The following is a 24,666-nucleotide window of genomic DNA, read 5'->3' as shown; positions in this document are numbered from 1 at the left end:
CGGGACGGCGTTATTGCGAGGCGGCGACCTTGTCTTCCGCCTGCGGTGCGATGGTTGCACCGGGGCGAATGCGCTGCAGGCCGTTGACGACGATCGTATCGCCGGCGGCAAGGCCGCTGTCGATGATGCGCTGGCCGTCAGCCGGTGCGCCGGGCTTGATCTGGCGGTAGCTCACCTTGTTTTCGGCATCGACGACAAAGACGAACCGCTTGTCCTGATCCGTGCCGATGGCGCGGTCGCTGATGACGATTCGGTTTTCCGGCTTCGGTTCACCCATGCGCACCCGCACGAACTGACCGGGAATGAGCCTGCCATCAGGATTTTCGAAGACCGCACGCACACCGATGGTGCCGCTGGCGGAATCGACCTGGTTGTCGATGAGGTGCAGGGTGCCCTTGATCGGCGTGCCTTCATCCGAAAGCGTGCCGATTTCCACCGGGATCTGTTCGAGCGCGGGCAGGGCGTCGGTCGTCTTCGGCAGCTCGGAAAGCGCTTTCGCTACCGTTCCTTCGCTGGCGTTGAAGCTGGCATAGATCGGGTTGACCGAAACCAGCGTCGTAAGGGCAGGCGATGTCGAGCCGGCGGCGACGAGGTTGCCGGCGGTGATTTCGATGCGGCCGACCCTGCCGGAAACCGGTGCGAAGATTTCGGTGTAACCAAGATCGAGCTGGGCCGTCGTCAGCGTCGCGCGGGCGGCGCGAAGCTGGGCTTCGGCATCCGCAAACGAGCTTTGCCGCTGGTCGAGATCGCTCTGGGAGATCGTGCGATTGTCGGAAAGCCTGCGGCCACGGTCGAGTTCTGTCTTGGCAAGGCTGACCTTGGCTTCGGCGGAGGCGACCTGGGCTTCAGCACCCGCAACGGCTGCCTGATAGGGGGCCGGGTCGATGGTGAAGAGGGGGTCGCCTTCCTTCACCAGCGCGCCTTCGCGGAAATGCACGGCCTTGATCTGGCCAGCGACGCGGGAGCGGATCTGCACGCGGTCGACGGCTTCGAGACGGCCGGAAAATTCTTCCCAGCGCATCACATCGCGGCTTTCCACCTTGGCGACGGTGACGGGGATAGCCGGCGTTTCAGCCGGGGTGGAAGCTGCCGTCGCATCACGGCTGGTGGGCAGGTCGAAAATGAGTGCTGCGGCTGCAACGGACATAGCAAGCCCGATACCGGCGCCCGTCAGGGCCCGGCGCTTTGTGGTCAGCGTCATGGGTTTCTCCTTGGCTCGGATCAGGAGCCGGTCAGTTTCTCTATCTCTGTGTTTTGTCGCATGGTCCGGACGTAAAACCGCTACGCACTTTTACTGGACATGCTCAAAATGCGATTTCAGTGTTTTATCTGGTCAACGAAGGTCTTGAACTCCGAACAGACGGATGGGACCCATCCGCCGCCCTTTCCTTGATAAAGCCCCGTCCAGCCAATGCCGGCGGGGAAAACATGCTGCCGGACGTTGACACCAGAGGCGATGAGCCTGTCGGCATAACCGACCGTTTCGTCGCGCAGAGGGTCGTCCTCGGCGGTAAAGATCAGCGCCGGCGCCACCCGGTTCAGCCGCGTACACTGGCAGGGCGCGGCATAGGGGTGAAAAAACCCGCAGGCCTTGGCAAGGTAATGGCTCCAGCCATCCGCCCAGCGCTGGCGCATGCCGATCCTGTCCGCGTCGCGGAAGGATTCCGTCGTCATCATCGGGTCGATCATGGGCGACAGAAGTATTTGACCGGCAAGCTTGCCCGGCATGCGGTCCCGCGCCTTCAGCGCAAGCCCAGCCGCCACATTGCCACCAGCCTCTTCGCCGGCCACAAACAGCAGCGATTTTGCGCCGCCATAATGCTTGCGGTCCCGGCTCAGATGATCCAGCGCTTCGAAGGCACAATCGATCACCATCGGAAACTCGTTGCCGGACGACTTGCTATAGTCGGCCTCGACGACGATCGCGCCGCTTTCAGCGAGCGCGCGTGCCACCGGAAGCTCCGGGCAATTGCCGCCCTTTTCAAGAAACGAGCCGCCGCGCAAATAAAGGACCACGGGCGGGTTGGTGCACAGGCCGGCACTTTCATATCGGCGCACGGAAAGCTGGGACGCCGAGCCCCCACAGCCTTCGATATTTTCCCAGTGCGCTTTCATCTGATCCGGTCCCGTGCGCCGCCATCAGCAGCTCACCATATTTGCAAAATCTGAAATTCATATTATTGTTCGGGAGAAAACGATCAAGTACGTCAAAATGAAAACACTATTCCAAAAAAACGGATAATAGCGACATGGATCAGCTTTCCGCCATGCGGGTATTCACTCGCGTCGTTGAAACCGGCAATTTCAGCCGCGCCGCGACCGCGTTGAACATGCCCAAAACCACCGTCACCAACATGGTCCAGGCGCTGGAGGCGCATTTACATACCACGCTTCTCAACCGCACAACGCGGCGGGTGATGCTGACGACGGACGGCGCTCTCTATTATGAGCGGGCCTCGCAGATTCTGTCGGAAATCGAAGAGCTTGATGGCAGCATGTCCAGCGCGCAGGTGCAGCCGTCTGGCCGGTTGCGGGTGGAAATGGCCGGTGTCTTCGCGGACCTCGTGGTTATTCCACATCTTTGCGAATTTTACCAGCGCTATCCGCAAATCCGGCTTGATCTCGGCGTCGGCGACCGTCTGGTCGATTATATCGCGGAGAATGTCGATTGCGCGCTGCGGGTCGGCACGTTGCGGGATCAATCCCTTATTGCGCGCAAGGTCGGCGAGCTGAAATTCGAAACCTTCGCCTCTCCCCTGTACATCGAGAGTTTTGGCATGCCGCAACAGCCTGAAGATCTCGAAAACGGACATCATTCCGTGGGATATTTCAATGCCACCACTGGCCAGATCATGCCGATCTCCTTCGACAACGGGCTTCGCAGTGTCGAGATTACGCCCAACTATGTCGTGTCGGTCAATGACAGCCGCACCTATCTCAACGCCGCGCTGGCGGGCATGGGCATGGTGCAGCTGCCGGTTTTCATGGTCAAGGATGCGCTTGCGCGTGGCGAGCTGGTGCCGGTTCTGCCGGAATGGCGGCGCGAACCGATGCCGATCTATGTGGTCTACCCACAGACGAGGCACGTCACCAACAAGGTCCGTGTTTTCGTGGACTGGCTGGCGAAGATGGTTCACAGTCTGGTCTGAGGCGGCTAGTCACCGCCCGACCTTTGCCGCGACAAAATCGATAAAGGCGCGTACGCGGGCGGCCAGGTGATCATGTCCGGCATAAACGGCGTGGATCACCTCCATGTCGCCCGGATTGTAATCCTCGAGCACCGGCACGAGCAGACCGGCCTCGATATCCGGCTCGACATGAAACTCTCCGACCCTTCCCAGCCCAAGGCCCGTCAGGCACAGCCTACGCATTGCCATGCCGCTGTTGACCGAGGCGTTGCCGGTCACGGGAAGGCGGTAGACTTCCGTCGTGCCGGGATCACGGAAAGGCCATTCGTTGAGGCTGCGACTGAAATTGAAGCTGATGCAATTGTGTTGGGCCAGATCCTGCGGCTTTTCCGGCATGCCATGTTTTTCGATATAGGCAGGGGAGGCGACGATGATCCGTCGGACCTCTTTCAGCTTTCTTGCCTTGAGGGACGAATCCGCCATCCCGCCGGATCGTATCGCAATATCGGTGCGCTCCTCGATCAGGCTGATGACGCCGTCGGTCAGCGAGATATCCAGTTCGATTTCCGGATAAAGAGATAAAAACTCCGGTGCGAGCGGCAGAAGATACCTTTCGCCGAAGCCCAGCGTGGCGTTGACACGCAATAGCCCCCGCGGCACCACCTTGCCGCCGCCTGCTACCATCTGCTCCGTATCGGCGATGTCGGCCAGAATGCGCCTTGCCCGGGAAAGATATATTTCCCCCTCCGGCGTCAGCGTCACCACGCGTGTGGAGCGAGCGAGAAGGCGGGTGCCGAGGCGGTCTTCAATGCGGGTGACAAGTTTGCTCACCGCCGAGGGTGAAAGCTTGAGCCTGCGCCCGGCTGCGGAAAAACTCCCCAGCTCGGCTGCCGCCACAAAGACTTCCATTTCTCCGGCCCGGTTGTCCATCGCTGCACCACTTGTGAAATTAATTCAAAGGCCTTTATCCAATCTTGCTGATTATCATGCAAGTCCCCTTCGCCCATATTGCAATCACACAGTTGATCCAACCGGACAGCACCCGCTGTCCATAACGCCCGCGATCCCGCTCCGGGCGAAGAGGTACTCGTCATGCCATTGGCCATATTTGCCTTGACGATCGCGGCTTACGCGATCGGAACCACGGAGTTTGTCATCGTCGGCCTGTTGCCGACGGTCGCCGCCGATCTTCACATTACCCTGCCGCTTGCCGGCCTTATCGTCAGCGTTTACGCGCTGGGTGTTACTTTCGGCGCGCCGATCCTGACTGCGCTGACCGGCAAGATCGAAAGAAAGCCGCTGCTGCTGGGTCTGATGGCGCTGTTCGTCGTCGGTAATGTCGCAGCCGCCGTGTCGCCAAGCTATGAGACGCTTCTGGTCGCGCGGGTGCTTTCCGCCTTCGCCCATGGCGTCTTCTTCTCCGTTGGCGCCACCATCGCCGCCGATCTCGTGCCGGAAAATCGCCGTGGCTCGGCGATTGCCATGATGTTCATGGGTTTGACCGTCGCCATCGTCACCGGCGTGCCGATCGGCACCTATATCGGGCAGATTTTCGGCTGGCGCGCCACTTTCTGGGCGGTTGCAGGTCTTGGTGTCATCGCCTTTGCCGGTATCGCGGCCCTGTTGCCGGGAACGCTGAAGAAAGCGCCGCCCGCCAGCCTTCTCGATCAGGTGCGGGTGCTGGGTTCCGGCCGACTGATCATCGTTTTCGCCATGACCGCACTTGGTTACGGCGGCACCTTCGTCGCCTTCACCTTTCTGGCGCCGATCCTTCAGGATGTCACAGGCTTCTCCGAAAAGAGCGTCGGCCTGATCCTTGTGCTCTACGGCATCGCCATTGCCGCCGGTAACATCGGTGGCGGCAAAATCGCCAACCACAATCCGGTCAAGGCGTTGATCGGCCTCTTTCTGGCACAAGCCATCGTGCTGCTGGTCTTTTCCTTCACCGCCGTCTCGCCTGTTCTGACCCTGATCACGCTGGTGGCGCTCGGCTTCCTGTCCTTCGCCAATGTTCCCGGCCTGCAGCTTTATGTGGTGCAGCTGGCCAAGGAACACCGTCCCGGCGCTGTCGATGTCGCCTCGGCGCTCAATATCGCCGCCTTCAATCTCGGCATCGCGATTGGTGCATGGCTTGGCGGTCTGGTGGTGGAATCGCCTATGGGCCTTGCCGCAACCCCATGGGTCGGCGCCATCCTTGTCGCCATTGCCCTCATTCTCACCCTCTGGAGCAGTGCACTCGACCGTCGCGCCTCGCTCTCACTGAAGACTGCCTGAGTTTTTCATATAAATCCCGGTCACTGCCGCAGGGCTGGCCGGGCGCACCCAAAAAGGAGAAAATATATGTTTGATGTCACCGCCAACGGCGCATCGATCCCGGCGCTTGGCTTCGGTACCTTCCGTATTCCCGGCCCCGATGTTCTTCGTATCGTTCCGCATGCCCTGAAAGCCGGCTTTCGCCATATCGATACCGCGCAGATTTACGGCAATGAGGCCGAAGTCGGCGAAGCCATTGCCGGTTCCGGCGTGGCACGCAGCGATATCTTCCTGACCACCAAGGTCTGGGTGGAGAACTACAGGCACGATGCCTTTCTTGCCTCCGTCGATGAGAGCCTGAAAAAACTGAAGACCGATTATGTCGATCTCCTGCTTCTGCACTGGCCGAACGAAGCGGTAACGCTGGCCGAGCAGATCGGCGCGCTGAACGCGGTTCGCGACGCCGGCAAGGTTCGCCATATCGGCGTGTCCAACTTCAATACGGCGCTGATGGCTGAGGCGGTCAGTTTGTCAAAGGCACCGATCGTCACCAATCAGATCGAATACCATCCCTATATCGATCAGGATATGGTGATCGCGGCGGCCAAGGGCGCGGGCATGTCGGTGACGGGTTATTACGGCATGGCCGACGGCAAGGTTTTTGGCGATCCGGTTCTGAAGGACATCGCCGCAAGCCGGGGCAAGTCGGTGGCGCAGGTGGTGTTGCGCTGGCTCGTGCAGCAGCAGGGTGTGATTGCGCTTTCGAAGACGGTGAGCGAAGCGCGTGTTGATGAAAACCTTGCGATCTTCGATTTCACGCTGTCGGTCGCTGAGATGGAGGCGATCCGTGCTCTTGCTCGACCGGATGGCCGTATCGTCTCGCCGGATGGGCTTGCGCCGGTATGGGACGCGGCTGCCTGACCGTTGCCAACGGGTGTGGGTGGAATTCCTCCTGGTGCCGTCACCCGGGTCTAGCCCGGCATGACGGAGGAGCGGTTTTCACAGATATAGATAACCTTAAGACACCCGGATAAGCTATTCGGGTGTCGTCTGAGAGGGTGGATCAGAATTCGCCCCATGTCTGATCTTTCGGGGCCGTGGATACGCCGAGCGCTGCGGCCACCTGGCCGATCATGCGACGCGCCGGGGATGGTCTCGGCTGTGCGTTGTCCGCAACGCGCACCGGCGCTGAAGGCTTATATGCGGTTCGGGCCGTGCTGGTGCTGGCCATTGCGCCATCCAGCTTGAACTGGCCGACGATCTGGCGGAGTTTTTCGGCATCACCGGCAAGCGATGCGCTGGAGGCCGTCGCCCTTTCGACCATCGCGGCATTGTGCTGCGTGACCTGGTCCATCTGGTTTACCGCGCTGTTGACCTCGGCCAACCCGACCGACTGTTCCCTTGCGGATGTCGCGATGGCGTCGAGTTGTGTATTGATGGCGATGACGTGACTTTCAATGATCTTCAGGGCGTCGCCGGTTGCGGTCACGAGTTTCACGCCATTCTGCACTTCGTCGGCGGAGTTGCGGATAAGCTCCTTGATTTCCTTGGCCGCTTGCGCCGAGCGCTGGGCCAGTTCACGCACTTCCTGTGCCACAACCGCAAAGCCCTTGCCTGCCTCGCCCGCACGGGCCGCCTCGACGCCGGCGTTGAGTGCCAGAAGATTGGTCTGGAAGGCAATCTCGTCGATAACGCCTATGATGTTGGAAATCTGGCTTGAAGAGCTTTCTATGCGCTTCATGGCATCGACAGCAGTTGCGACGACCTGACCGGATGTCTGCGCGGATCTGTTGGCCTCGACCGCCACGATCCGGGCCTCCTCAGTCCGTTTGGTCGAATTGCTGACGTTGCTGGTTATCTGGTCGAGCGCTGCGGCTGTTTCTTCCAGCGATGCGGCTTGGGTTTCCGTGCGTTGCGACAGGTCGCTCGCACTCGAACTCAACTCGCGAGAGCCGTTGTCGATCGTGGCCGTTACATCGGCAACGGACAGCAGTGTTTTGCTAAGCTGGTTTACGGCGATGTTGAAGTCCGCACGCAGGCTTTCGAATTCTGCGGAGAAAGGCGTTTTCAGCTGGTAGGACAGGTCGCCATTGGCCATATGCTTCAGACCTTCGGCAAGGCCGCTGGTCGCTTCCGCCATTTCGGCGGCGCGCCTGCGATCAATTTCGGCGGTTCTTTGACGCTCTGCCTCGGACTGGTTACGCACCTGCGCCGCATCCGCTTCCAGCCGGCGGGCCTTCAATTCGTTATCCTTGAAGACCTCAACGGCCTTTGCCATCGTGCCGACCTCGTCGCGCCGGTCCGTTCCCTCGACATTGACGGACAGGTTACCGTCCGCAAGCGTTTGCATCGTGCCGACAAGACCCCGTATCGGCGTGACAAGCCAGCTGCGGATCGCGAAATATCCGATGACGACGACGGCGATGAAGCCGAGGACGACTGCGACCACGGTAATCAGTGCAGTCCGTTGGCTTATGTCGCTCAGACTATCGCTCTGCTTGGCGCTACGGTTCGAAATATCAGTGGCTATCTGTGTAAGTTTCGCGCCGATCTTGGCAAAGACTGGCTGGCACTCGGTGCCAAACGCTTTTTGCGACGCAAGTGCCTCATCCACGGTTGATGCGGTTCGGCCCAGGTGCCAGGCGTTCTTGCACGTCACGTTATAGAGCGTCGTCACGTCGTCCTTGAGTACGCTCAGGCGGTTGTCTTCGGGGAGATTGGCGATGGCTCGATCCATCGATACCATGAACTCGTCGCGTGTGGCCTTCACCTCAGCTTCGGCAGCGGCATTACCCTGCTCCGTAAAGGCGATCATCATATCGGCCAACGCCGCCCGCCCGTTCAGCAGTTCCTTGTTCGCGAGCGCCAAATTCAGGGCCGCTGCGCTGTCACGGGCAATAAGGTCACTATAACTTCCATCGATCGATTTGATCTGTATGGCGGAGTAGGCCGCAATCAGGATCGCACATACGCCGAATAGCGCAAATACCGTCAAAAACTTTCCGACAACGGGAATATTTCTCATCGTTATGGCTCCCACAAGAAAATCGAGCCCTTCATGGGTCATATTTCGGCGTCATGCGCTTTTCCGATGACGATTATACTTATAAATTTAAGAAATAATTATGTATTATTAGTAATTACGTATTTTATAATAAGCTACTGTACTGTGAGATTAAATAAGAATAATACTTAATACTTAATACTTAATAATTATAATGAGCATCCCAAATCGGCTGTCACGTCTTGCGCGTCCGCAAACGCCTTCCCGAAGCGAATAAGTTCCGGTATCTAGGGCACGCGACTGTGGTTTGGGCGTCAGATCGGCCCAGAACATGCGGGTAGGCTTCGGCTGAAGGGGAGCTATCTGGACCGGCGGCCAAATCAGGGCGGTGCCTGTAAGCGCTTTGACAATCCTGACGTTTTCCAGGGAAAACTGGAGCGGGCGAAGGGATTTGAACCCTCGACCCCAACCTTGGCAAGGTTGTGCTCTACCCCTGAGCTACACCCGCTCAAAAACCGCTGGTCCGGGGTAGTTCGCTGGACCGCGGGCCGCCAAAGCGCGGCGACGGGTGCTATATCGCTCAATCGTTTTTGGAATGCAACAGTTTCTTTTGCGGTTTCGGTGGAAATCCGTCTGGCCCATGGGTTTATTCAAAACGGCCGGACCGATGCGTCGTAAAACAGGGCCCTGGTGGACGAAGGTATTGTTTCGGCTGGCCTTTATTTGGGTTGCAAAAGCACACAACCGGCCGGATGGCCAAAAAATAACCTGTTTACATTTGGTTAAAATCTGATTCGACAAGTGATTCGTTCGGGTGTACAAATTTTATGCCCACAAAAAAAGAAACGATACTTGGCATGTCATCATCGGGAGGATGAGCCTTGTCGTATGCAGCTTTTGAAAGAGTCGGCGCACAATTGTCGCCCCAGCAGATCACCGATCTGCAGAATATTTTCGATGGCGTATGTTTCGAGTGCCTTCAAGATCGCTGTAGCCACGTCGCCAATGAGTGCGCGGCGGTTTTGATCCGTAGCGCCCAGCGCGGCATTCTCGATCATGAGATGTTGCGCGACATCGGTCTTGCGGTTTTACGTCGGCACTGATTGCGCCATTTCATTAAAAAAGCGCCCGGGCATCTCGGGCGCTTTCGTGTGTGTGGTGGCAGGAGCCGCGTTGCGGCTCAGCTCTTTTCCTGAACGTGCGCCTCGAGGAACCACAGCGCCTTGTCGAGATCGCGCGAGGCGGCGGTGAAGATATCCGCTGTCGTCGGGTCGCCGGCCTCGTCGGAATCATCGATCGCCTTGCGGATCATGTTGGCCACGTCGCCATAACGGGCGATCAGTTCGTCCAGATGATCGTGGATCTTGTAGATATCGGTCGGATAGGCCTTGAGCTTGGTCGTCGAAGAGACGGATTGCAGGCTGCCGAGTGCCGTGCCGCCAAGCTGCACCACACGTTCGGCAATGGTATCGCCGTGATTGTCGAGCTGGGCGCGGAAGGTGTCGAGAAGTTCGTGGACGGCGATGAATTGCGGACCTTTCAGGTTCCAGTGCGCCTGCTTGGTCACCAGTGCAAGGTCGATCACCGAAGCCAGCGATTCGTTCAGAATACCCATCACCGTTGATTTGGCGTTGGAAGGCAGGTCGTTCTTCGTCTTGTGCGTCTTCATCGATGTCTCCTGACGTTGCGGACGGAATGCCGTTTGGCAAAATCTCCGCCGATTAACGCCCCGGCCGGTTGCCCTGTTCCGTCGCTCGGGCAGCAATGGCAAAAAACCTCCGCAATCGTCGTATCTCACTCATAAAACAGACAGATGCGTCGACCGTCTATGTCGTTGACGCTGATGGTCATGTCGTAGATTTCCCGCAGAACCTCCGGACGGATAATCTGTTCCGCTGGTCCCTGGCGGCAGATTCGCCCATCACGCATGGCGATGATGGTGTCGGAGTACCAGGAGGCGAAGTTGATGTCGTGCAGCACCAGAACCACGGTCTTGTTCAACTCGTCGGCGGCGCGGCGCATGATCTTCATCATGCTTGAGGCGTGTTTCATGTCGAGATTGTTGAGCGGCTCGTCCAGGAGCACATAGTCCGTGTCCTGACACAGAACCATGGCCACGAAGGCGCGCTGGCGCTGGCCGCCGGAAAGCTCGTCCAGAAAACGGCCGGACAGGTTTTCGAGATGGAGATATTCCAGCGCCCGGTCGATATGGACCTTGTCCTCGATGGTGGGACGGCCCTTGGAATAGGGATAACGTCCAAAACCGACGAGATCGCGCACCGTCAGGCGTGACGAGATGTGGTTGTCTTGCCTGAGGATCGAGAGCCGTTTTGCCAGCGTGTCGGAAGGGGTCTTGGTCACATCCAGCCCGTCCACCGTCACGGTTCCCGCATCCATGGACATCAGCCGTGCCACGATGGAGAGCAGCGTGGATTTTCCCGCCCCGTTCGGCCCGATGATGGAGGTGACGCCGCCTGCCGGAATGGCGACGGAGACGCCATCGACAACAACTGTGTCGCCATAGGATTTGCTGATCTGACTGGCGATGATCATCGCGCACCCCGCTTGAGAATAAGACCGATAAAGACGATGCCGCCCAGAAATTCGATGATGATGGAAAGCGCCGTGTTGAAGGCGAAGATCCGCTCCAGCACCACCTGACCGCCGACAAGGCAGATGATGGCGATGAGGATTGCAGCCGGCAGCACATAGGCGTGTTTGCCGTTACCTGTGAGATAATGGGCCAGCGCCGCGACCAGCAGCCCGAAGAACATGACAGGGCCGACGAGTGCGGTGGAGACGGCAACGAGAACGGAGACCAGCACGAGGATGATCGTCACCGTTCGCTTGTAGTCTACGCCAAGGCTGATGGCCGTTGGGCGGCCGAGCGAAAGGACGTCGAGCGTGTGCAGGAGCCGCAACCCTATAATCGTCACCACGCCGATGATGATGGCTGATACCGCAAGAAGGGTGGGATCGATGGAATTGAAGCTGGCGAACAGCACATCCTGCAGCACCGCATATTCATTGGGGTCCAGTACGCGCTGCATGAAGCCCGAGAGACTGCGGAAGAACACGCCGAAGACGATGCCGACCAGCACCAGAAGATGCAGGCTGCGTTCCGCGCCGACGAATAGCCAGCGGTAGAGCAGGGCGGAGAAGGTGACGAGCAGCGCGGTTTCGGCAAGGAATTTCAACTGCGGATCGATCATCACCACGGTTGCGGAGCCGAACACGAAGATCAGCGCCGTCTGCACCAGCACATAGAGCGAATCGAAACCCATCACCGAAGGGGTGAGAATGCGGTTGTTGGTGACCGTCTGGAACAATACCGTCGAAACGGCGATGGCATAGGCCACCAACAGCAGCGACAGAAGCTTGATGCCGCGAAACGGCAGGACGAAGCTCCAGCTGCCCTTTGCACCGAGCGTCATGAAGGCGGCCATGGAGATGAGCGCCAGTGCGAGAAGCATCAGCAGCACGAGTTTCGCGCGCCGGTCGGGATGTCTCTCATGCATGGTGGCGTTTCCGGAGCAGGAGATAGAGGAACAGCGCGCTGCCGATGACGCCGACGACCGTTCCGATCGGCACTTCATAGGGCGCGCGCACCGTTCTGCCGATGATGTCGCAGGCTAGAACGAAGACCGCGCCAAGCGTCGCCACCCAGGGCACGGAACGGCGCATATTGTCGCCGATCATCAGGCTGACGACGTTCGGCACGATCAGGCCCAGAAAGGGGATCATGCCCACCGTGACGACGACGACGGCACTGACCAGCGAGACGATGGTGAGGCCGAGCGCCATCACCCGGCGATAGTTCAGGCCGAGATTGGTGGTGAAGTCGCGCCCCATGCCTGCCACCGTGAAACGGTCGGCGGCGAGATAGGCGGCGATGGCGAAAACGAAGCCGATCCACAGCAATTCATAGCGGCCCGCGCAGCACGCCGGAAAAATCCCCGGTCATCCACGCGCCAAGCGATTGCAGCAGATCGAAACGATAGGCGAAGAAAGTGGTGACGGCAGAAATGACGCCGCCCAGCATGATGCCGATCAGCGGCACCAGCAGCACATCGCGCAGCGGCACCTGCCGCAGAATACGCAGGAAAAGTGCGGTTCCGGCCAGTGCGAAAGCGGCGGCCACCAGCATCTTGCCGAAGATCGGCGTTTCCGGGGCAAGCAGGGTGATGGTGAGCAGGCCAAGGCCGGCGGATTCGGTGGTGCCAGCCGTCGAAGGCTCCACGAAGCGGTTGCGCACCAGCATCTGCATGATGAGACCGGCAATCGCCATCGAGCTTCCCGCCAGTATCAGCGCCAGCGTGCGCGGAATGCGGCTTATAAGCAGCACGCGCAGTGCATCCGCGCTCGTATCCGGTGCAAAAAGTGTCGCCAGCGAGACGTTGCTGACGCCGACGAACAGGCTGACGATGGCGAGTGCCAGCGCCAGAAGGAGGGCTGATATGAGGGACAGGGATTTCACGTTGATGGTTTTTCGAAAATGCTGGTGCTTCGGGCCGCCCGTCACGCTGCCGAAAGAGATGAAGGCCTCCTCTCGTCATCCTCGGGCTTGTCCCGAGGATCTGCAACGTTGTGATTTGATTGGCGTGTTTAGATCCTTGGGACAAGCCCAAGGATGACGTCGCGTATGGAGCAGCCTTGGAGAGGATGGTCTATGCCTTTTACGACTTCTTCTCCGAAACTGCGTTATAGACCTGATCGAGCAATGTCGTAAGCGCCGTATAACCGCTGCTGACGATATAGGCCGCCTGCGGGTCGAGATAGACGATCTGCTTTTTCTTCCAGGCGTTGGTCTGGTGGATCAGTTCGTTGTCCAGCACCTGGGCGGCGGCCTTGCCTGGGTCCGTTGCGCGGCCGATGCCGGCGTCGCGGTCGATCACGAACAGCCATTCGGGATTGACCTCGGCCAGATATTCGAAGGACACGACATCGCCCCGGTCGAAGCGGTCGTCGATATCAGGAGCGACCGGCTTGAAGCCGATTTCCGTGTGCAGCCAGCCGGTGCGCGAGCTTGGGCCGTAAACACCGACCTTGCCGGCATTGGTGACGAGGATCATCGCCGTGCCGGAATTCGGCGCGATGGCCTTCAGCTTCGCGACCTTCTCGTCGATGGAGGCGTCGAGCTTCTTTGCTTCTTCCTGCTTGCCGAAGATATCGCCGAGCTTGGTGATATTGGCTTTGACGCTCGCGATAAATTCCTTGGAATCGATCGACATGTCGATGGCGGGCGTGATCTTCGCAACATCGGGATATTTCGCCCGCGAACGGCCGCCAACGATGACGAGATCGGCTTCTGCCGCATTGATTGCCTCGTAATCGGGTTCGAACAGCGTGCCGACCTTCAGATATTTGCCATCGGCATATTTCTGGAGATAGGTCGGCAGGTTGGAACCGAGGACACCCGCTGGCTCGACGCCCATTGCATCGAGATTGTCGAGCGAGGGGATATCCAGAACCAGAACCTTTTTCGGCGCGGCTTTCAGAACGGTCTCGCCCTGCGCGTGCTTGATCGTCATTTCCTCAGCGCCTGCGGTCATCGCGCCAAGGCTGAAGGCCGCTGCTGCCAGCAGCCGAACGGGGAAGGTGAAGTTGATCGCCACGGATATGTCCCTTGCAATATGGTTCTTGAACCTGCGGAAGCTGATCACACAGGCGTAACTTGATGTTCGCTGTCAGCTTTATTGGCAAGGTATTCGGAAATCAAAAATATGTTTTAGAATGGTTCTGAATTGCCGTGAGCGGGAAATGTGTGTGGCACCGGAAGCAGACCCCGGAGCCACATCAGGGGCCGTATCTTTTCTCAATTCGGCGGCCAGTCGCCGACGATCTCGCGTCTTTCCAGTTTCAGCGACCGGTCAGGCTGGATGCGGTAGGTTTCAATCGCCAGCCGGCCGTCGCCCATGACGAATTCGTGGCTGAGCGTGCTGCCGATGGGTGACTTGGTCAATTTGGTGTGGGGTTGTCCGCCATAGGTGATGCTGCCCGGAATGGGTTGCACGTCGGGTGCCGCGGTGGCGCAGCCGGCAAGGCCCAGAACCAGCATGATCGCGATCTTGCGCATGTTTTTCTCCTGCGTTGGACAGGAATACTATCATGGCCGTGCCTGCGCCACACATCCCGTTGCCGTGAATAAAAAGGGCCCCGCATCCGGAAGGAGACGGGGCCAGTTGCCTTGGGAGGCTGTTTGTTGTCAGTCCTCGTTGGCGGCAAGCTGCGTCAGCACCTCGCCGCGGCCGCGGATGCGCATGATGAGCGGGACGATGAAGGCGGCGGCCGCGACAAGGAACAGGCCGACGGCGATCGGAGAGGTGAGCAGCACGGTCGGGTCGCCCTGGCCAATGGCGAGTGCGCGGCGAAGCTGCTGTTCGGCTAGCGGGCCGAGGATGAGGCCGACCACGGCAGGCGCGATCGGATAACCGAAGATGCGCATGATGTAACCGAGGATACCGAAGGCGAGCAGCATGCCGAGTTCGAACACGGACGGGTTGGCGCCGATGGTGCCGAGCGTCGCGAACAGCAGGATGCCGGCATAGAGCCAGGGTTTCGGGATGGTCAGCAGCTTCACCCACAGGCCGATGAGCGGCAGATTGAGCACCAGCAGCATCAGGTTAGCAATGAACAGGCTGGCGATAAGGCCCCAGACCAGCTGCGGATTGGTGGCAAACAGCAGCGGGCCGGGCTGAAGACCGAACTGCTGGAAACCGGCAAGCATGATGGCAGCGGTTGCCGTCGTCGGCAGGCCGAGCGTCAGGAGCGGCACAAGCGTACCGGCAGCGGAGGCATTGTTGGCGGCTTCCGGACCGGCAACACCTTCGATGGCGCCATGGCCGAATTCTTCCGGATGTTTGCTGAGCCGCTTTTCGGTGGCATAGGAAAGGAAGGTGCCGATTTCAGCACCACCGGCAGGCATGGCGCCGATCGGGAAACCGATCAATGTGCCGCGCAGCCAGGGTTTCCAGGAACGCGCCCAGTCCTGTGCACTCATCCAGACCGAACCCTTGACGGCTTCGACCTTCTCGTCGCCACTCTGGCCCTGCGCAACGATGAACAGCGTCTCGCCGATGGCGAACATGGCCACCGCAAGCGTCGTCACTTCCACGCCGTCGAGAAGATCGGGAATGCCGAAGCTCATGCGGGTCTGGCCGGTCAACTGGTCGATACCGACGATGGCGAGCGCAAAGCCGATAAACAGCGAGGTAAGGCCGCGCAGTGCCGAGTCTCCGAAAGCCGAGGAGACGGTGACAAAAGCGAGCACCATCAGCGCGAAATATTCGCGCGGGCCGAAAACCAGCGCCAGCTTGACGATATAGGGTGCAACAAAGGCGAGAGCGACGGTGGCGATGAGACCAGCGACGAAGGAGCCTATGGCGGCGGTGGCAAGTGCCGGGCCGCCGCGGCCCGCACGGGCCATCTTGTTGCCTTCGAGCGCAGTCACGATCGATGCGCTTTCGCCCGGCGTGTTGAGCAGGATCGAGGTGGTCGATCCGCCATACATGCCGCCATAATAGATGCCGGCGAACATGATGAGCGAACCGGCGGGATCAAGCCGGTATGTAACGGGCAGAAGCAGAGCGACCGTCAGCGCCGGCCCGATGCCAGGCAGAACGCCGACGGCAGTGCCGAGTGTCACGCCGATCAGCGCATAGAGCAGGTTCATGGGTTGGGCAGCAACCTCAAGACCGTGCAGCAGGAATTCAAACGTACTCATGGACAGATGTCCCCCAAGTCGAGCAGAAGGGCGGGCGGAACGGCTGGCGTTTGCGTCATCGCGCGCCGGCGGTTTCCTGTGATCTCGAATTTTGGTCGGAATGGCTGTTAGAACAACAGCCGTTCCAGAGGCCCGGCAGGCAGAGAAAGCTGCAGCAGCCGCGCAAAGATGATCCAGATGACGAAGCTCAGAGCGATGCCGATGGGGATCGAATACCAGAGCTTGCGTTTGCCGAAGGCGCGCGCCGTAAACGCAAACAGGAGACCGGTAGCGATGGAGAAACCGGCGACGTTCAGCAGCAGCATCTGCGCGGCAAGGCCGGCGACGACCCATATGACCGGGGCGACTTCCTGTTTGTCCCGTTCAGGAAAATCACCGCGCCAGGCTTCGATGGCCGTCCAGAGCGCAAGGCCGACAAGACAGAAGGCGATGGCGTAGGGGACCGTTGCCGGACCGACCGGCGAGTAGCCGGTGACGCTGGCGAGACGCGCACTGTCCCAGAAGATCACGCAGGCGACAAGGACGAGGGCTACGGCGATCGCCAGCGCCGCCCAGTCAGGGCGGCGCTCTTGATGTTGTGAAGGGTTGGAACCCTGGCTCATTTTACCAGTCCGATTTCTTTGAGGATGGCGGCAGTGGCGTCGGTGTCCTTGGCAAGCTGCGCCTTGAACTCGTCACCGGAAAGATAGGTATCCATCCAGCTCTTGGTCTTCAGCGTTTCCTGCCACTTTGCGGATTTCGCCAGCTTCTCGATATCGGCGCTGACGGCCTTTTCCTGTTCCGGCGTCAGGCCGGGAGGAGCAGCGACCATGCGCCAGTTCTGCACGACGACGTCGAGGCCGCTTTCCTTGAGCGTCGGCGCGTCAACGCCTTCCAGCTTCTCTTCGCTGGAAACGGCCAGCAGGCGCAGCGTGCCCGCCTTGACCTGGCTTTCGAATTCGCCGTAGCTCGAAATGCCGGCTGTTACCTGCGAGCCGAGGATCGAGGCAAGCGCTTCGCCGCCGCCGGAATAGGCGATGTAGTTGATCTTGGTCGGATCGACGCCGGCCGCCTTGGCGATCAGGCCAACAGCGATATGATCGGTGCCGCCGGCCGAGCCGCCGCCCCAGGACACGCTGCCCGGATCTTTTTTGAGCTGGTCGACGAGGTCGCCGATGGTTTTCAGCGGCGAGGATGCCGGAACGACGATTGCTTCATATTCACCGGTCAGGCGGGCGATTGGCGTCACTTCCTTGAGGGTGACGGGCGCCTTGTTGGTGAGGATCGCGCCGACCATCACGTAACCGCCGACGATGAGGGCGTTCGGGTTGCCCTTCTGCTGGCTGGCAAACTGTGCAAGACCGATGGTGCCGCCGGCACCCGGCACGTTCTGCACCTGAACGCTCTTGGAAATGCCTTCTTCCTGCAGCACGGTCTGCAGGGAACGCGCGGTCTGGTCCCAGCCGCCGCCGGGATTGGCCGGCGCGATGATGGTGTAGTCCGCCGCGACCGCCGGAAGTGCGATCACGCCTGCCAGAAATGTGCCGATAAGAAAATGTTTCACTTAGAAAACCCTCCTCAGGATGCCCTTTTGGGCGTCGTTTTTCGTTTATGCGGAAGGGAGTTTCAGGCCGCGCTTATCCTGACGCTGCCAGGGCAGCGCGGAGCTCTACGGTCCTCAAGATTTCCTCCCGCATCTTCTTCCGCCTCCACGGAATGAAGAAGGATTGCAGAGCATCATAAAAAGCTGTCATCTAACTGACGCACGGCAAGTCCTTGCGCATTTACTCTCTATTAATTTGTGGTTGCCGTCTACTATTGCGAGCGTAGCGCCTCGTTCCACCGCTCGATCAGGCGGCTGCGCTTGACCTGATCCAGATAGACCATCAGGCCCGGGCTGACTGGCACGGGGCGCAATTGCGCGCCGTGGATCGCCTGCATGGTGTTGGCGGTGTTTTCGCCCCCCACGTCAGGGCTGACGGCGGGGATCTGCAATTGCCGGGCCATGATCGTCTGGCCCTCCTTGGACATGAAAAATTCGAGATAGCGGCGGCCGAGCGCCGGGTTGGCGGCGGCTTCCGGCACCAGCCCGATGCGCGACATGACCACAGTATAGTCCTTGGGCAGCACGATGCCGACATCGGGATGGCGTGAGGCCCAGTCGGCCGCATAGGAACCGAGAATATTGTAGCCCAGCACGAAGCGCCCGTCGGAGACACGCTCCAGAATGGCGGATGACGTGGAATAGACCTTCACGCCGGCCGCGCCCATGGCCTTGATGACGCTCCATATATCGCCGAACTGCTCCTGATCGCGCGACATGAACAGGAAGCCGACGCCGGAGCGCTCAATGTCGTAGGTAGCGATGCGGCCATGCACTTCCTTGGCGTGGCGCTCAAGATAATCGACGAATTCGGCACGGGTGGCGGGCGGCTTTTCGGTGGTGAAGCTCGGCTTGTGATAGACGAAAACCGCCGGCTCGAAGGTCAGCGCATAGGCGGTGTTGCGCCAGTTGGCCCAGGCGGGCCAGCGCGCGCTCATGGCAAGGTCGGAGCGCTGGGCGTAACCGTCATTGCTCAACTTCACCTGCAAATCCATGGCGGATGAAAAGGCGAAATCGGCGGTCTTTTTGCCCGCATCGGTTTCTTTCACGATGCGATCATAGATTTCGCCGGTCAGCATGTCCTCGTAATGGACGGCAATATCGGGGTTGGCTTTCTGGAAACCCTCGATCATCGGCGTGGCCAGCGGTTCGTCCAGCGAGGAATAAACCACCAGCGTTTCCGCATCCGCCTTGCCTGATGGTGCAGGGAAAACGGCGACTTGTGCAAGCGCCGGTGGGGCCATGCAAAGACAGAGACAGAGAAAAACGGCGATACGCATGGAAAAGATCATGCCGCACGCGCTTGCCATTCACAAGCGCCGGAGCGGGATTGCGAAAAGTGTGAGCGGTTTTCGTCTGAAATCCCGCTCCGACTCTATAAGTTGATCATGAATCAAGTCATAGGCTTGCCGGGCCTGTGACTTGATTCATGATCGGGAGCTTGGATAAGCTCAGCAATGTTGCGGGAGGAAGAATTGCGTATTTTGCTGGTCGAGGACAATCAGGTGCTGTCGGAAGGGCTGTGTGCGCTTCTGCGCGGCAGCGGTTATGCGGTGGATGTCGTTTCAGACGGCGCTTCCGCCGACGCGGCGATTGCGGCGGAAAATTTCGATCTCGTCATTCTCGATCTCAACCTGCCGGAAATGGACGGCATCGAGGTGTTGCGTTCCATGCGCTCGCGGCAGGACAAGGCGGCGGTACTGATCCTGACGGCGCGGGGTACGCCGGAGGAAAAGGTCAAGGGGCTCGATCTCGGCGCCGACGACTACATGATCAAGCCTTTCGACATCACCGAATTTGAGGCGAGAGTGCGGGTGCTGCTGCGCCGCAATGCCGGCCTGCGCTCGTCTACGCTCGGCTTCGGCAAAGTCCTGTTCGACCTCACATCCCGCACCTTTTCAGCCGATGGGCGCCCGCTCGATATTCCGGCGCGTGAAGTGGCGCTGCTCGAGGTGCTGTTCATGCGGGCGGGCAAGGTGGTTGCCAAGGAGGCGATCGTACAATCGCTGACCGGTTTCGACGACGAGATATCAGGCAACGCCATCGAGCAATATGTCAGCCGGCTGCGCAAGCGGCTTGCCCCCCACGGGCTGACGGTGAAGACGGCGCGTGGCATCGGCTATTATCTGGAAAAGCTGCCGGAGATGGCTGAATGAGACAGGCCGCCTATTCGCTCAGGCGGCGTCTTTTAGGCTGGCTTCTCATCTCCACCGCCATCATCGGCTGCGTTGCGCTCACTGATACCTGGCGCGAGGCGGTCAATACCGCCAATGTCGTCTCCGACCGGGTGCTGTCAGGTTCCGCGCTTGCGATTGCCGAGCGGGTGGTGGTGGCCGAAGACGGCTCGCTGGAGGTCGATATTCCCTATGTCGCGCTGGAAATGCTGACATCGGCGGCGCAGGACCGGGTGTTTTATCGTGTTGATGGGCCAAACGGGCAATTTCTCACCGGTTACCAGAACCTGCCGACGGTGGAGAACCCGGCTGGAGAAACGCCTGCCTATCGCGATGCCGTGTTTCGTGACGAGCCGATCCGCATCGCCGCGATCCGCCGTTTTGCTTCCACCGGCATCAATTCCGTGCCCTTTTCCGTGACGGTGGCTGAAACGACGATCGCCCGCAGCCAGCTTGCGCAGGCCATCATCCTGCGCTCGGCCTTGCGCCTGCTGTTCATGATCGTGGGCGCGGCGATCATTGTCTGGATCGCGGTGACCATTTCGCTCCGGCCGCTTTACCGGCTCAGCGAAGCGATTGCCGAGCGCAGCCCCAACGACCTGCATCCAATCCGGCAATCCGTGCCGGTGGAGGTGGAAAACCTGGTGGAAACGGTCAATTCCTTCATGGTGCGGCTGCAATCGGCGCTCGATGCGCTCAGGCATTTCACCGGTAATGCCAGCCATCAATTGCGCACGCCGCTTGCTATCATCAGCACCCAGCTTGCGCTTTCCGCCCGCGCCGCAAGTCTCGAAGACGCGCAGGCGGCGGCGCGCAAGGGCGGCGCTTCGGTGGCCCATGCCGAACACATCCTCGCCCAGCTGCTGCGCATGGCCAATATCGACGCCGCGGGCTCCAGCGAAAAACACGATTTTTCGCAGATCGACCTCGTGGCGGTGGCGCAAAACGTGACGGCAGATTTCGTGCCGCGTGCGGCCGACGCCGGCATCGACCTCGGTTTCGAAGGCGAGGGCGAAGTGACAATCCTTGCCGAACCGCTCCTCATCGGTGAGTTGATCGGCAATCTTGTCGGCAATGCCATCAACTATGCCGGACGCGGCGCGGAAGTTACCGTGCGCGTCGGCAAGCAGGCAGAAACCGTCTGGCTGGAAGTCGAGGATAACGGCCCCGGCATCCCCACCGACAAACGCGCCATGGTGCGCCAGCGCTTCGCCCGCGGACAGGAGAATGCTGCCCCGGGGGCGGGTCTCGGACTCGCCATTGTCGAGGAGATAGCCGATCTGTTCGGCGGTCGCTTAACGCTGGAGGATGGCGCAGGTGGACGGGGCTTAAGGGCCCGGGTGGAGTTTTCCTGAGGCGGCACTGTTGCGCCGCCCCCTTGCAACAAGACTTGCAGGTCTATTCGTTCATCTTGTCGAGGATCTGCATCATGATGTCTGCACAGGCCTTCATAGGCTCGTCGTCCGCGCATTTCACATCAACCTTGCGCTCGCCGTCTTCCAGCCGGAAATGTGCGGCCTTCGAGGGCGGAGGTGGCCTCTTTCCGTGCGGGCCATCCCGCCATCCGGCGGCCCTCGGGCCACCAGGACCTGGAGGCGGCGGCGGTGCCGCATCAGTCCTCTGCCCGGCATCCATTGCCGGGGGAGGTGGTGGTTGTTGCGCAAAACTGGAACCCGCCGCGATGAGCAACGCAGCGCCGGCAATGACGAGTTTTTTCATGTGAGAGACCTCGCTGTTGGGCTACAGTGAAGAAACGGTCACATGGGATGCTCGGTTGCCAGTCGGCAGAAATAATTCCGCGTCGTTTTCGTGGCGTCTTAGCCCATCCGTTCCGAAGCGTAGCTGCCCGGGCTTGGCGGGAAGACTACGGTGCGGTTGCCGTTGATGAAGGTGCGGTGGTGAATGTGGGCATGGATGGCGCGGGCCAGTACCTGGCTTTCCACATCACGGCCAAGAGAGACGTAGTCCTCGGCAGATTGGGCATGGGTGACGCGCACCGTGTCCTGCTCGATGATCGGGCCTTCGTCCAGATCGGCGGTGACGTAATGGGCTGTCGCGCCGATCAGCTTTACGCCGCGGTCATAAGCCTGCTTGTAGGGGTTGGCTCCCTTGAAGGATGGCAGGAAGGAGTGGTGGATGTTGATGATCCGGCCCGACATCTTGCGGCACATGTTATCGGACAGCACCTGCATGTAACGCGCCAGCACCACCAGTTCGGTGCCGCTGGTCTCGATCAGGTCCATCAGCTGCGCTTCGGCCTGCGGCTTGTTTTCCTTCGTTACCTTGATGTGGTGGAAGGGAATATCGTGGTTGACCACCACTTTCTGATATTCGAAATGGTTGGAGACGACGCCGACGATATCGATCGGCAGCGCGCCGATCTTCCAGCGGTAGAGCAGATCGTTGAGGCAATGGCCGAAGCGCGACACCATCAGAAGCGTTTTCATGCGCTGGCCGTCGCTATAGATGCGGGCTTCCATACCGAATTTTTCCGCCACCGGCTGAAAGCCCTCGGTGATGGCCTGCATCGTCGCGCCCTCTTCGGAAATGAAGGAAACACGCATGAAGAACTTGCCGGTCTCGAGGTCGTCAAACTGCGAACTGTCGACGATGTTGCAGCCCTTTTCCGCCAGATAACCGGAAATCGCGGCGACGATGCCGCGGGTCGATTTGCAGGCTACTGTCAGAACATAGGTTGTCATTCGTTTTCCCTCAAAGACTTTGCACCGGCGTGAACCGGCGCAGTTGGCGCGTTCCATAGCGCAGCTCTGTGGCGGAGCAAAGCGCCAAGACGAGTGCAGCAAAGTCATAAGACGGGAAAAGGGGCTGCGCCGTGCCGGAAGCGACATGGAATGTTCCACGGCCAGCACGGCGGCGGCAGGCGTTGCCGCCTGCCGTTACCGGTCTCAGGCGCGGCGCAGGCGCATGGCCGGGCGGCCGCGACCGTCGATAAGCTCCAGCGTGCCGCGGCGCGGCTCCAGCCGGAAGGAGCGGGCGCCTTCCAGCGCTTCGATGAACTGCCTTTCCTGGCGCATGATGTCAGGAGCGCAGGCCATCTGGGTGGAAATCATCCGGCCGAAATCCACTCGGTTGCGGCTGATCTTCACCTCGCCGCCGATGCCGTTGCAGCCGGCATTGCCGGAAACGCGGCCTTCGCGGGAAATTTCCAGCGTTGCCTCGCGGCGGCCGCGAACCCGTTCGCCGCGGATTTCCTGCACCAGCCAGCGCCCCTCAATGCCAGCTTGCGGCTCCGGCCTGCCTGGAGCCGCCGCCACCCGCTCCAGAACGAGATCGGTGTCGTCACGCCCACTGGCCAGAACCGAGTAACGGCGCGTGGTGGTGAAGAGCAGCCGGTCGCCCTCGCGGATTTCAGCGCTGAGCGCATAGGAACGGCGGCCACGGATGTCGCGGTCGTCATAACGCAGGACGAAGGGCACCGGCACCTGCCCACGCGGGCGTATGGTGGTTTCGGCGATCGTCTGCGAAGGCGCGTCCGCCAGCGAGACATCGATGAGGCGCACCGTAACAGTCGCGCCCGGCGGCAGGGCGATCCGCTCGCGATAGGAAACGCTGCCGCGCAGGCTTGCGGGTGCGGCAGCCGCACCGCCCGCTGCAAAAAGCGGTGCAAGCGCGACGAGCCCGGCGAAATTCCGGCGCGAAAGAAGTGGCTGGCGGTCGTTCATGGTGCTTGCTCCGTGCTGCTGATCGAATTTCAGCGGATGATAAAAAACGGCACTGAACGGGCGATGAACCGGTGGATGTTTCCTCACGAGTGGGGCTGAGCCATCGCGGATTGATGAGGAAGGAGGGAGGCCGCCACCAGCAGCCTCCCATTCACCTAGCCACGGAAACTATCCCGCAGCGCTTCGAACTTCGCCAGCTGATCGCCACGCAGTTCCTTGTTTTCGTCGCGACGGACGAAAATCTTGAACATGGCGCCGCCGGCGGCATTCATGAACCAGACGGAACAGGAGCGTCGGCCATGAAAGCCGCGATCGACGAAGGTGATGCCGGTGCAATTGTCCTTCTTGATGTGGCCCCCGATGGGGCTGTCACCGTGGATGTTGAACCAGCCGTGGCTTTCGCTGCCCTCTGGCAGGTCGCCCGGCACTTCCAGCACGATATCGCCGGTCTGGACGATCATCAGGACTTCACCCCAGCCGCGCATCTCGTTCCAGATCGCGTCGAACTGATCGGAACCAGCCGAAACGGCCGCACCTTGCGGCAGGATCGCCAGAATTTCGGCTGATGTTACCTCTGCCTTGGCGGCAATGGCTTCCACGATGCCGTCAGGCTTTTCGGCAAGTGCTGCGGCAGCGCGGGCCTGGCGGTCATCGGTCTTTTGGGCTGCAATGCTCATCGGCGAGCCTCAGGCAGCAATCGAACGGCGTTCGCCATTCTTGTCTTCGTGAATGATGACGTCGAAACCTTCGAAATGCGGGCCGGAAAGATATTCGACCTTGCCACGGTTCTCACCGGCCTTGGCATGGGCGGCGCGGAACTGTTCGGATTTGGTCCAGCTCAGGAAATCGTCCTTGGTGGCCCAGACGGTGTGCGAGGCATAAAGCGTGTGGTCATCCGCCTTCGGGCCTTTCAGCATGTGAAATTCGATATAGCCCGGCAGCTCGCTCAGGTGCGATTTGCGCTCGCGCCAGATGGATTCGAAGGTATCCTCATAGCCGGGTACGACGCGAAAACGGTTCATTGCGATAAACATGGAAGTCTCCCTTTAAGTTTACAGTTGCAGTCAGGATATCCAGCCGAAGCGTGGATGGAAAGAGGCTGACGATAAAGCGAACAAT

Annotated in this window: 24 protein-coding genes, 1 tRNA gene and 1 pseudogene; 6 read left to right on the top strand and 20 right to left on the bottom strand. The window is 60.0% G+C overall.

The features are described from left to right. Window positions 1-10: 10 nt before the first annotated feature. Window positions 11-1,201: an efflux RND transporter periplasmic adaptor subunit gene (locus CRO62_RS15755; protein ID WP_097100832.1), complete on the bottom strand. Its 1,191-nt coding sequence runs from the start codon at window positions 1,199-1,201 to the stop codon at window positions 11-13. A 116-nt stretch (window positions 1,202-1,317) separates the two neighbouring features. Then, window positions 1,318-2,115: an alpha/beta hydrolase fold domain-containing protein gene (locus tag CRO62_RS15750; protein WP_097100831.1), complete on the bottom strand. Its 798-nt coding sequence runs from the start codon at window positions 2,113-2,115 to the stop codon at window positions 1,318-1,320. Window positions 2,116-2,249: 134 nt separating this feature from the next. Between CRO62_RS15750 and CRO62_RS15745 the strand changes: the two genes are divergently transcribed. Then, window positions 2,250-3,149: a LysR family transcriptional regulator gene (locus CRO62_RS15745; protein WP_003514057.1), complete on the top strand. Its 900-nt coding sequence runs from the start codon at window positions 2,250-2,252 to the stop codon at window positions 3,147-3,149. A 9-nt stretch (window positions 3,150-3,158) separates the two neighbouring features. Here CRO62_RS15745 and CRO62_RS15740 read toward each other — a convergent pair whose 3' ends face one another. Further along, the gene (locus CRO62_RS15740) at window positions 3,159-4,058 is read right to left on the bottom strand and encodes a LysR family transcriptional regulator (protein WP_097100830.1); all 900 of its coding nucleotides are present in this window, start codon (window positions 4,056-4,058) and stop codon (window positions 3,159-3,161) included. Window positions 4,059-4,220: 162 nt separating this feature from the next. Between CRO62_RS15740 and CRO62_RS15735 the strand changes: the two genes are divergently transcribed. Then, window positions 4,221-5,402, top strand: coding sequence for an MFS transporter (locus tag CRO62_RS15735; protein WP_080797766.1), 1,182 nt, complete (start codon window positions 4,221-4,223; stop codon window positions 5,400-5,402). Between the two features lie 66 nt (window positions 5,403-5,468). Further along, on the top strand, window positions 5,469-6,302 hold the full coding sequence (locus tag CRO62_RS15730) for an aldo/keto reductase (protein WP_097100829.1): 834 nt from the start codon (window positions 5,469-5,471) through the stop codon (window positions 6,300-6,302). Window positions 6,303-6,444: 142 nt separating this feature from the next. Here CRO62_RS15730 and CRO62_RS15725 read toward each other — a convergent pair whose 3' ends face one another. Next, window positions 6,445-8,406 carry a methyl-accepting chemotaxis protein gene (locus CRO62_RS15725; protein WP_179784544.1) on the bottom strand — a complete coding sequence of 654 codons (1,962 nt, stop codon included), beginning with the start codon at window positions 8,404-8,406 and terminating at the stop codon, window positions 6,445-6,447. Between the two features lie 412 nt (window positions 8,407-8,818). Further along, window positions 8,819-8,893 (bottom strand) — tRNA-Gly (locus tag CRO62_RS15720). Between the two features lie 373 nt (window positions 8,894-9,266). On the opposite strand from CRO62_RS15720, the gene CRO62_RS27235 reads away from it, so the two are divergent. Continuing rightward, a complete protein-coding gene (locus CRO62_RS27235; protein WP_013636760.1) occupies window positions 9,267-9,488 on the top strand; it encodes a hypothetical protein in 222 nt (73 codons plus the stop codon). Between the two features lie 77 nt (window positions 9,489-9,565). Here CRO62_RS27235 and dps read toward each other — a convergent pair whose 3' ends face one another. The 10 genes and pseudogenes from dps to CRO62_RS15665 form a co-directional block, all read right to left on the bottom strand. Continuing rightward, complete coding sequence (gene dps, locus CRO62_RS15710) at window positions 9,566-10,054, bottom strand: DNA starvation/stationary phase protection protein Dps (protein WP_003514046.1); 489 nt, start codon at window positions 10,052-10,054, stop codon at window positions 9,566-9,568. A gap of 125 nt (window positions 10,055-10,179) precedes the next feature. Beyond that, window positions 10,180-10,938 (bottom strand): ABC transporter ATP-binding protein, encoded by a 759-nt coding sequence (locus tag CRO62_RS15705; RefSeq protein WP_097100826.1) that lies wholly within the window; start codon window positions 10,936-10,938, stop codon window positions 10,180-10,182. Then, window positions 10,935-11,903, bottom strand: coding sequence for an iron chelate uptake ABC transporter family permease subunit (locus CRO62_RS15700; protein WP_097100825.1), 969 nt, complete (start codon window positions 11,901-11,903; stop codon window positions 10,935-10,937). Before CRO62_RS15700 ends, CRO62_RS15705 begins: the two co-directional genes overlap by 4 nt. Next, a pseudogene (locus tag CRO62_RS15695) lies at window positions 11,896-12,862 on the bottom strand (ABC transporter permease). Before CRO62_RS15695 ends, CRO62_RS15700 begins: the two are co-directional and overlap by 8 nt. Before the next feature lie 199 nt (window positions 12,863-13,061). Then, window positions 13,062-14,000, bottom strand: coding sequence for a siderophore ABC transporter substrate-binding protein (locus CRO62_RS15690; protein ID WP_097103051.1), 939 nt, complete (start codon window positions 13,998-14,000; stop codon window positions 13,062-13,064). Between the two features lie 200 nt (window positions 14,001-14,200). Beyond that, complete coding sequence (locus tag CRO62_RS15685; protein WP_003514037.1) at window positions 14,201-14,461, bottom strand: hypothetical protein; 261 nt, start codon at window positions 14,459-14,461, stop codon at window positions 14,201-14,203. Window positions 14,462-14,590: 129 nt separating this feature from the next. Then, the gene (locus tag CRO62_RS15680; protein WP_003514036.1) at window positions 14,591-16,108 is read right to left on the bottom strand and encodes a tripartite tricarboxylate transporter permease; all 1,518 of its coding nucleotides are present in this window, start codon (window positions 16,106-16,108) and stop codon (window positions 14,591-14,593) included. A 107-nt stretch (window positions 16,109-16,215) separates the two neighbouring features. Beyond that, window positions 16,216-16,710: a tripartite tricarboxylate transporter TctB family protein gene (locus CRO62_RS15675; protein WP_097100824.1), complete on the bottom strand. Its 495-nt coding sequence runs from the start codon at window positions 16,708-16,710 to the stop codon at window positions 16,216-16,218. Continuing rightward, window positions 16,707-17,651, bottom strand: a complete 945-nt coding sequence (locus tag CRO62_RS15670; protein WP_003514032.1) for a Bug family tripartite tricarboxylate transporter substrate binding protein — start codon at window positions 17,649-17,651, stop codon at window positions 16,707-16,709. The genes CRO62_RS15675 and CRO62_RS15670 overlap by 4 nt, the downstream gene beginning before the upstream one ends. A gap of 251 nt (window positions 17,652-17,902) precedes the next feature. Then, complete coding sequence (locus CRO62_RS15665) at window positions 17,903-18,970, bottom strand: ABC transporter substrate-binding protein (protein WP_373694485.1); 1,068 nt, start codon at window positions 18,968-18,970, stop codon at window positions 17,903-17,905. Window positions 18,971-19,165: 195 nt separating this feature from the next. Between CRO62_RS15665 and CRO62_RS15660 the strand changes: the two genes are divergently transcribed. Then, window positions 19,166-19,846 (top strand): response regulator transcription factor, encoded by a 681-nt coding sequence (locus tag CRO62_RS15660; protein ID WP_025594373.1) that lies wholly within the window; start codon window positions 19,166-19,168, stop codon window positions 19,844-19,846. After that, on the top strand, window positions 19,843-21,219 hold the full coding sequence (locus tag CRO62_RS15655; RefSeq protein ID WP_097100822.1) for a sensor histidine kinase: 1,377 nt from the start codon (window positions 19,843-19,845) through the stop codon (window positions 21,217-21,219). The genes CRO62_RS15660 and CRO62_RS15655 overlap by 4 nt, the downstream gene beginning before the upstream one ends. 43 nt (window positions 21,220-21,262) lie before the next feature. Here CRO62_RS15655 and CRO62_RS15650 read toward each other — a convergent pair whose 3' ends face one another. From CRO62_RS15650 to CRO62_RS15625, 5 genes are all read right to left on the bottom strand, one after another. Further along, entirely contained in the window at window positions 21,263-21,583 is a 321-nt protein-coding gene (locus CRO62_RS15650; RefSeq protein ID WP_097100821.1) for a hypothetical protein, read from the bottom strand. Between the two features lie 98 nt (window positions 21,584-21,681). After that, entirely contained in the window at window positions 21,682-22,566 is an 885-nt protein-coding gene (gene purU, locus CRO62_RS15645) for a formyltetrahydrofolate deformylase (protein WP_003514019.1), read from the bottom strand. 204 nt (window positions 22,567-22,770) lie between these two features. Continuing rightward, window positions 22,771-23,547 carry a YbaY family lipoprotein gene (locus CRO62_RS15635; RefSeq protein WP_097100820.1) on the bottom strand — a complete coding sequence of 259 codons (777 nt, stop codon included), beginning with the start codon at window positions 23,545-23,547 and terminating at the stop codon, window positions 22,771-22,773. A 155-nt stretch (window positions 23,548-23,702) separates the two neighbouring features. Next, the gene (gene hutX, locus CRO62_RS15630; RefSeq protein WP_013636749.1) at window positions 23,703-24,224 is read right to left on the bottom strand and encodes a heme utilization cystosolic carrier protein HutX; all 522 of its coding nucleotides are present in this window, start codon (window positions 24,222-24,224) and stop codon (window positions 23,703-23,705) included. 9 nt (window positions 24,225-24,233) lie between these two features. Then, on the bottom strand, window positions 24,234-24,581 hold the full coding sequence (locus CRO62_RS15625) for an antibiotic biosynthesis monooxygenase family protein (protein WP_003514016.1): 348 nt from the start codon (window positions 24,579-24,581) through the stop codon (window positions 24,234-24,236). Between the last annotated feature and the right edge of the window lie 85 nt (window positions 24,582-24,666).

It is taken from the genome of Rhizobium sp. AN6A (assembly GCF_900215635.1).
Taxonomy (GTDB): domain Bacteria; phylum Pseudomonadota; class Alphaproteobacteria; order Rhizobiales; family Rhizobiaceae; genus Agrobacterium; species Agrobacterium tumefaciens.
Note: the sequence above shows the minus strand (reverse complement) of the source record. Positions and strands in the feature narration are given on the sequence as shown.

Coding starts and splice junctions, on each gene's coding strand:
- CRO62_RS15755 (WP_097100832.1), bottom strand. CDS start 1,201: ATGACGCTGACCACAAAGCGCCGGGCCCTGACGGGCGCCGGTATCGGG.
- CRO62_RS15750 (WP_097100831.1), bottom strand. CDS start 2,115: ATGAAAGCGCACTGGGAAAATATCGAAGGCTGTGGGGGCTCGGCGTCC.
- CRO62_RS15745 (WP_003514057.1), top strand. CDS start 2,250: ATGGATCAGCTTTCCGCCATGCGGGTATTCACTCGCGTCGTTGAAACC.
- CRO62_RS15740 (WP_097100830.1), bottom strand. CDS start 4,058: ATGGACAACCGGGCCGGAGAAATGGAAGTCTTTGTGGCGGCAGCCGAG.
- CRO62_RS15735 (WP_080797766.1), top strand. CDS start 4,221: ATGCCATTGGCCATATTTGCCTTGACGATCGCGGCTTACGCGATCGGA.
- CRO62_RS15730 (WP_097100829.1), top strand. CDS start 5,469: ATGTTTGATGTCACCGCCAACGGCGCATCGATCCCGGCGCTTGGCTTC.
- CRO62_RS15725 (WP_179784544.1), bottom strand. CDS start 8,406: ATGAGAAATATTCCCGTTGTCGGAAAGTTTTTGACGGTATTTGCGCTA.
- dps (WP_003514046.1), bottom strand. CDS start 10,054: ATGAAGACGCACAAGACGAAGAACGACCTGCCTTCCAACGCCAAATCA.
- CRO62_RS15705 (WP_097100826.1), bottom strand. CDS start 10,938: ATGATCATCGCCAGTCAGATCAGCAAATCCTATGGCGACACAGTTGTT.
- CRO62_RS15700 (WP_097100825.1), bottom strand. CDS start 11,903: ATGCATGAGAGACATCCCGACCGGCGCGCGAAACTCGTGCTGCTGATG.
- CRO62_RS15685 (WP_003514037.1), bottom strand. CDS start 14,461: ATGCGCAAGATCGCGATCATGCTGGTTCTGGGCCTTGCCGGCTGCGCC.
- CRO62_RS15680 (WP_003514036.1), bottom strand. CDS start 16,108: ATGAGTACGTTTGAATTCCTGCTGCACGGTCTTGAGGTTGCTGCCCAA.
- CRO62_RS15675 (WP_097100824.1), bottom strand. CDS start 16,710: ATGAGCCAGGGTTCCAACCCTTCACAACATCAAGAGCGCCGCCCTGAC.
- CRO62_RS15665 (WP_373694485.1), bottom strand. CDS start 18,970: ATGCGTATCGCCGTTTTTCTCTGTCTCTGTCTTTGCATGGCCCCACCG.
- CRO62_RS15655 (WP_097100822.1), top strand. CDS start 19,843: ATGAGACAGGCCGCCTATTCGCTCAGGCGGCGTCTTTTAGGCTGGCTT.
- CRO62_RS15650 (WP_097100821.1), bottom strand. CDS start 21,583: ATGAAAAAACTCGTCATTGCCGGCGCTGCGTTGCTCATCGCGGCGGGT.
- purU (WP_003514019.1), bottom strand. CDS start 22,566: ATGACAACCTATGTTCTGACAGTAGCCTGCAAATCGACCCGCGGCATC.
- CRO62_RS15635 (WP_097100820.1), bottom strand. CDS start 23,547: ATGAACGACCGCCAGCCACTTCTTTCGCGCCGGAATTTCGCCGGGCTC.
- hutX (WP_013636749.1), bottom strand. CDS start 24,224: ATGAGCATTGCAGCCCAAAAGACCGATGACCGCCAGGCCCGCGCTGCC.
- CRO62_RS15625 (WP_003514016.1), bottom strand. CDS start 24,581: ATGTTTATCGCAATGAACCGTTTTCGCGTCGTACCCGGCTATGAGGAT.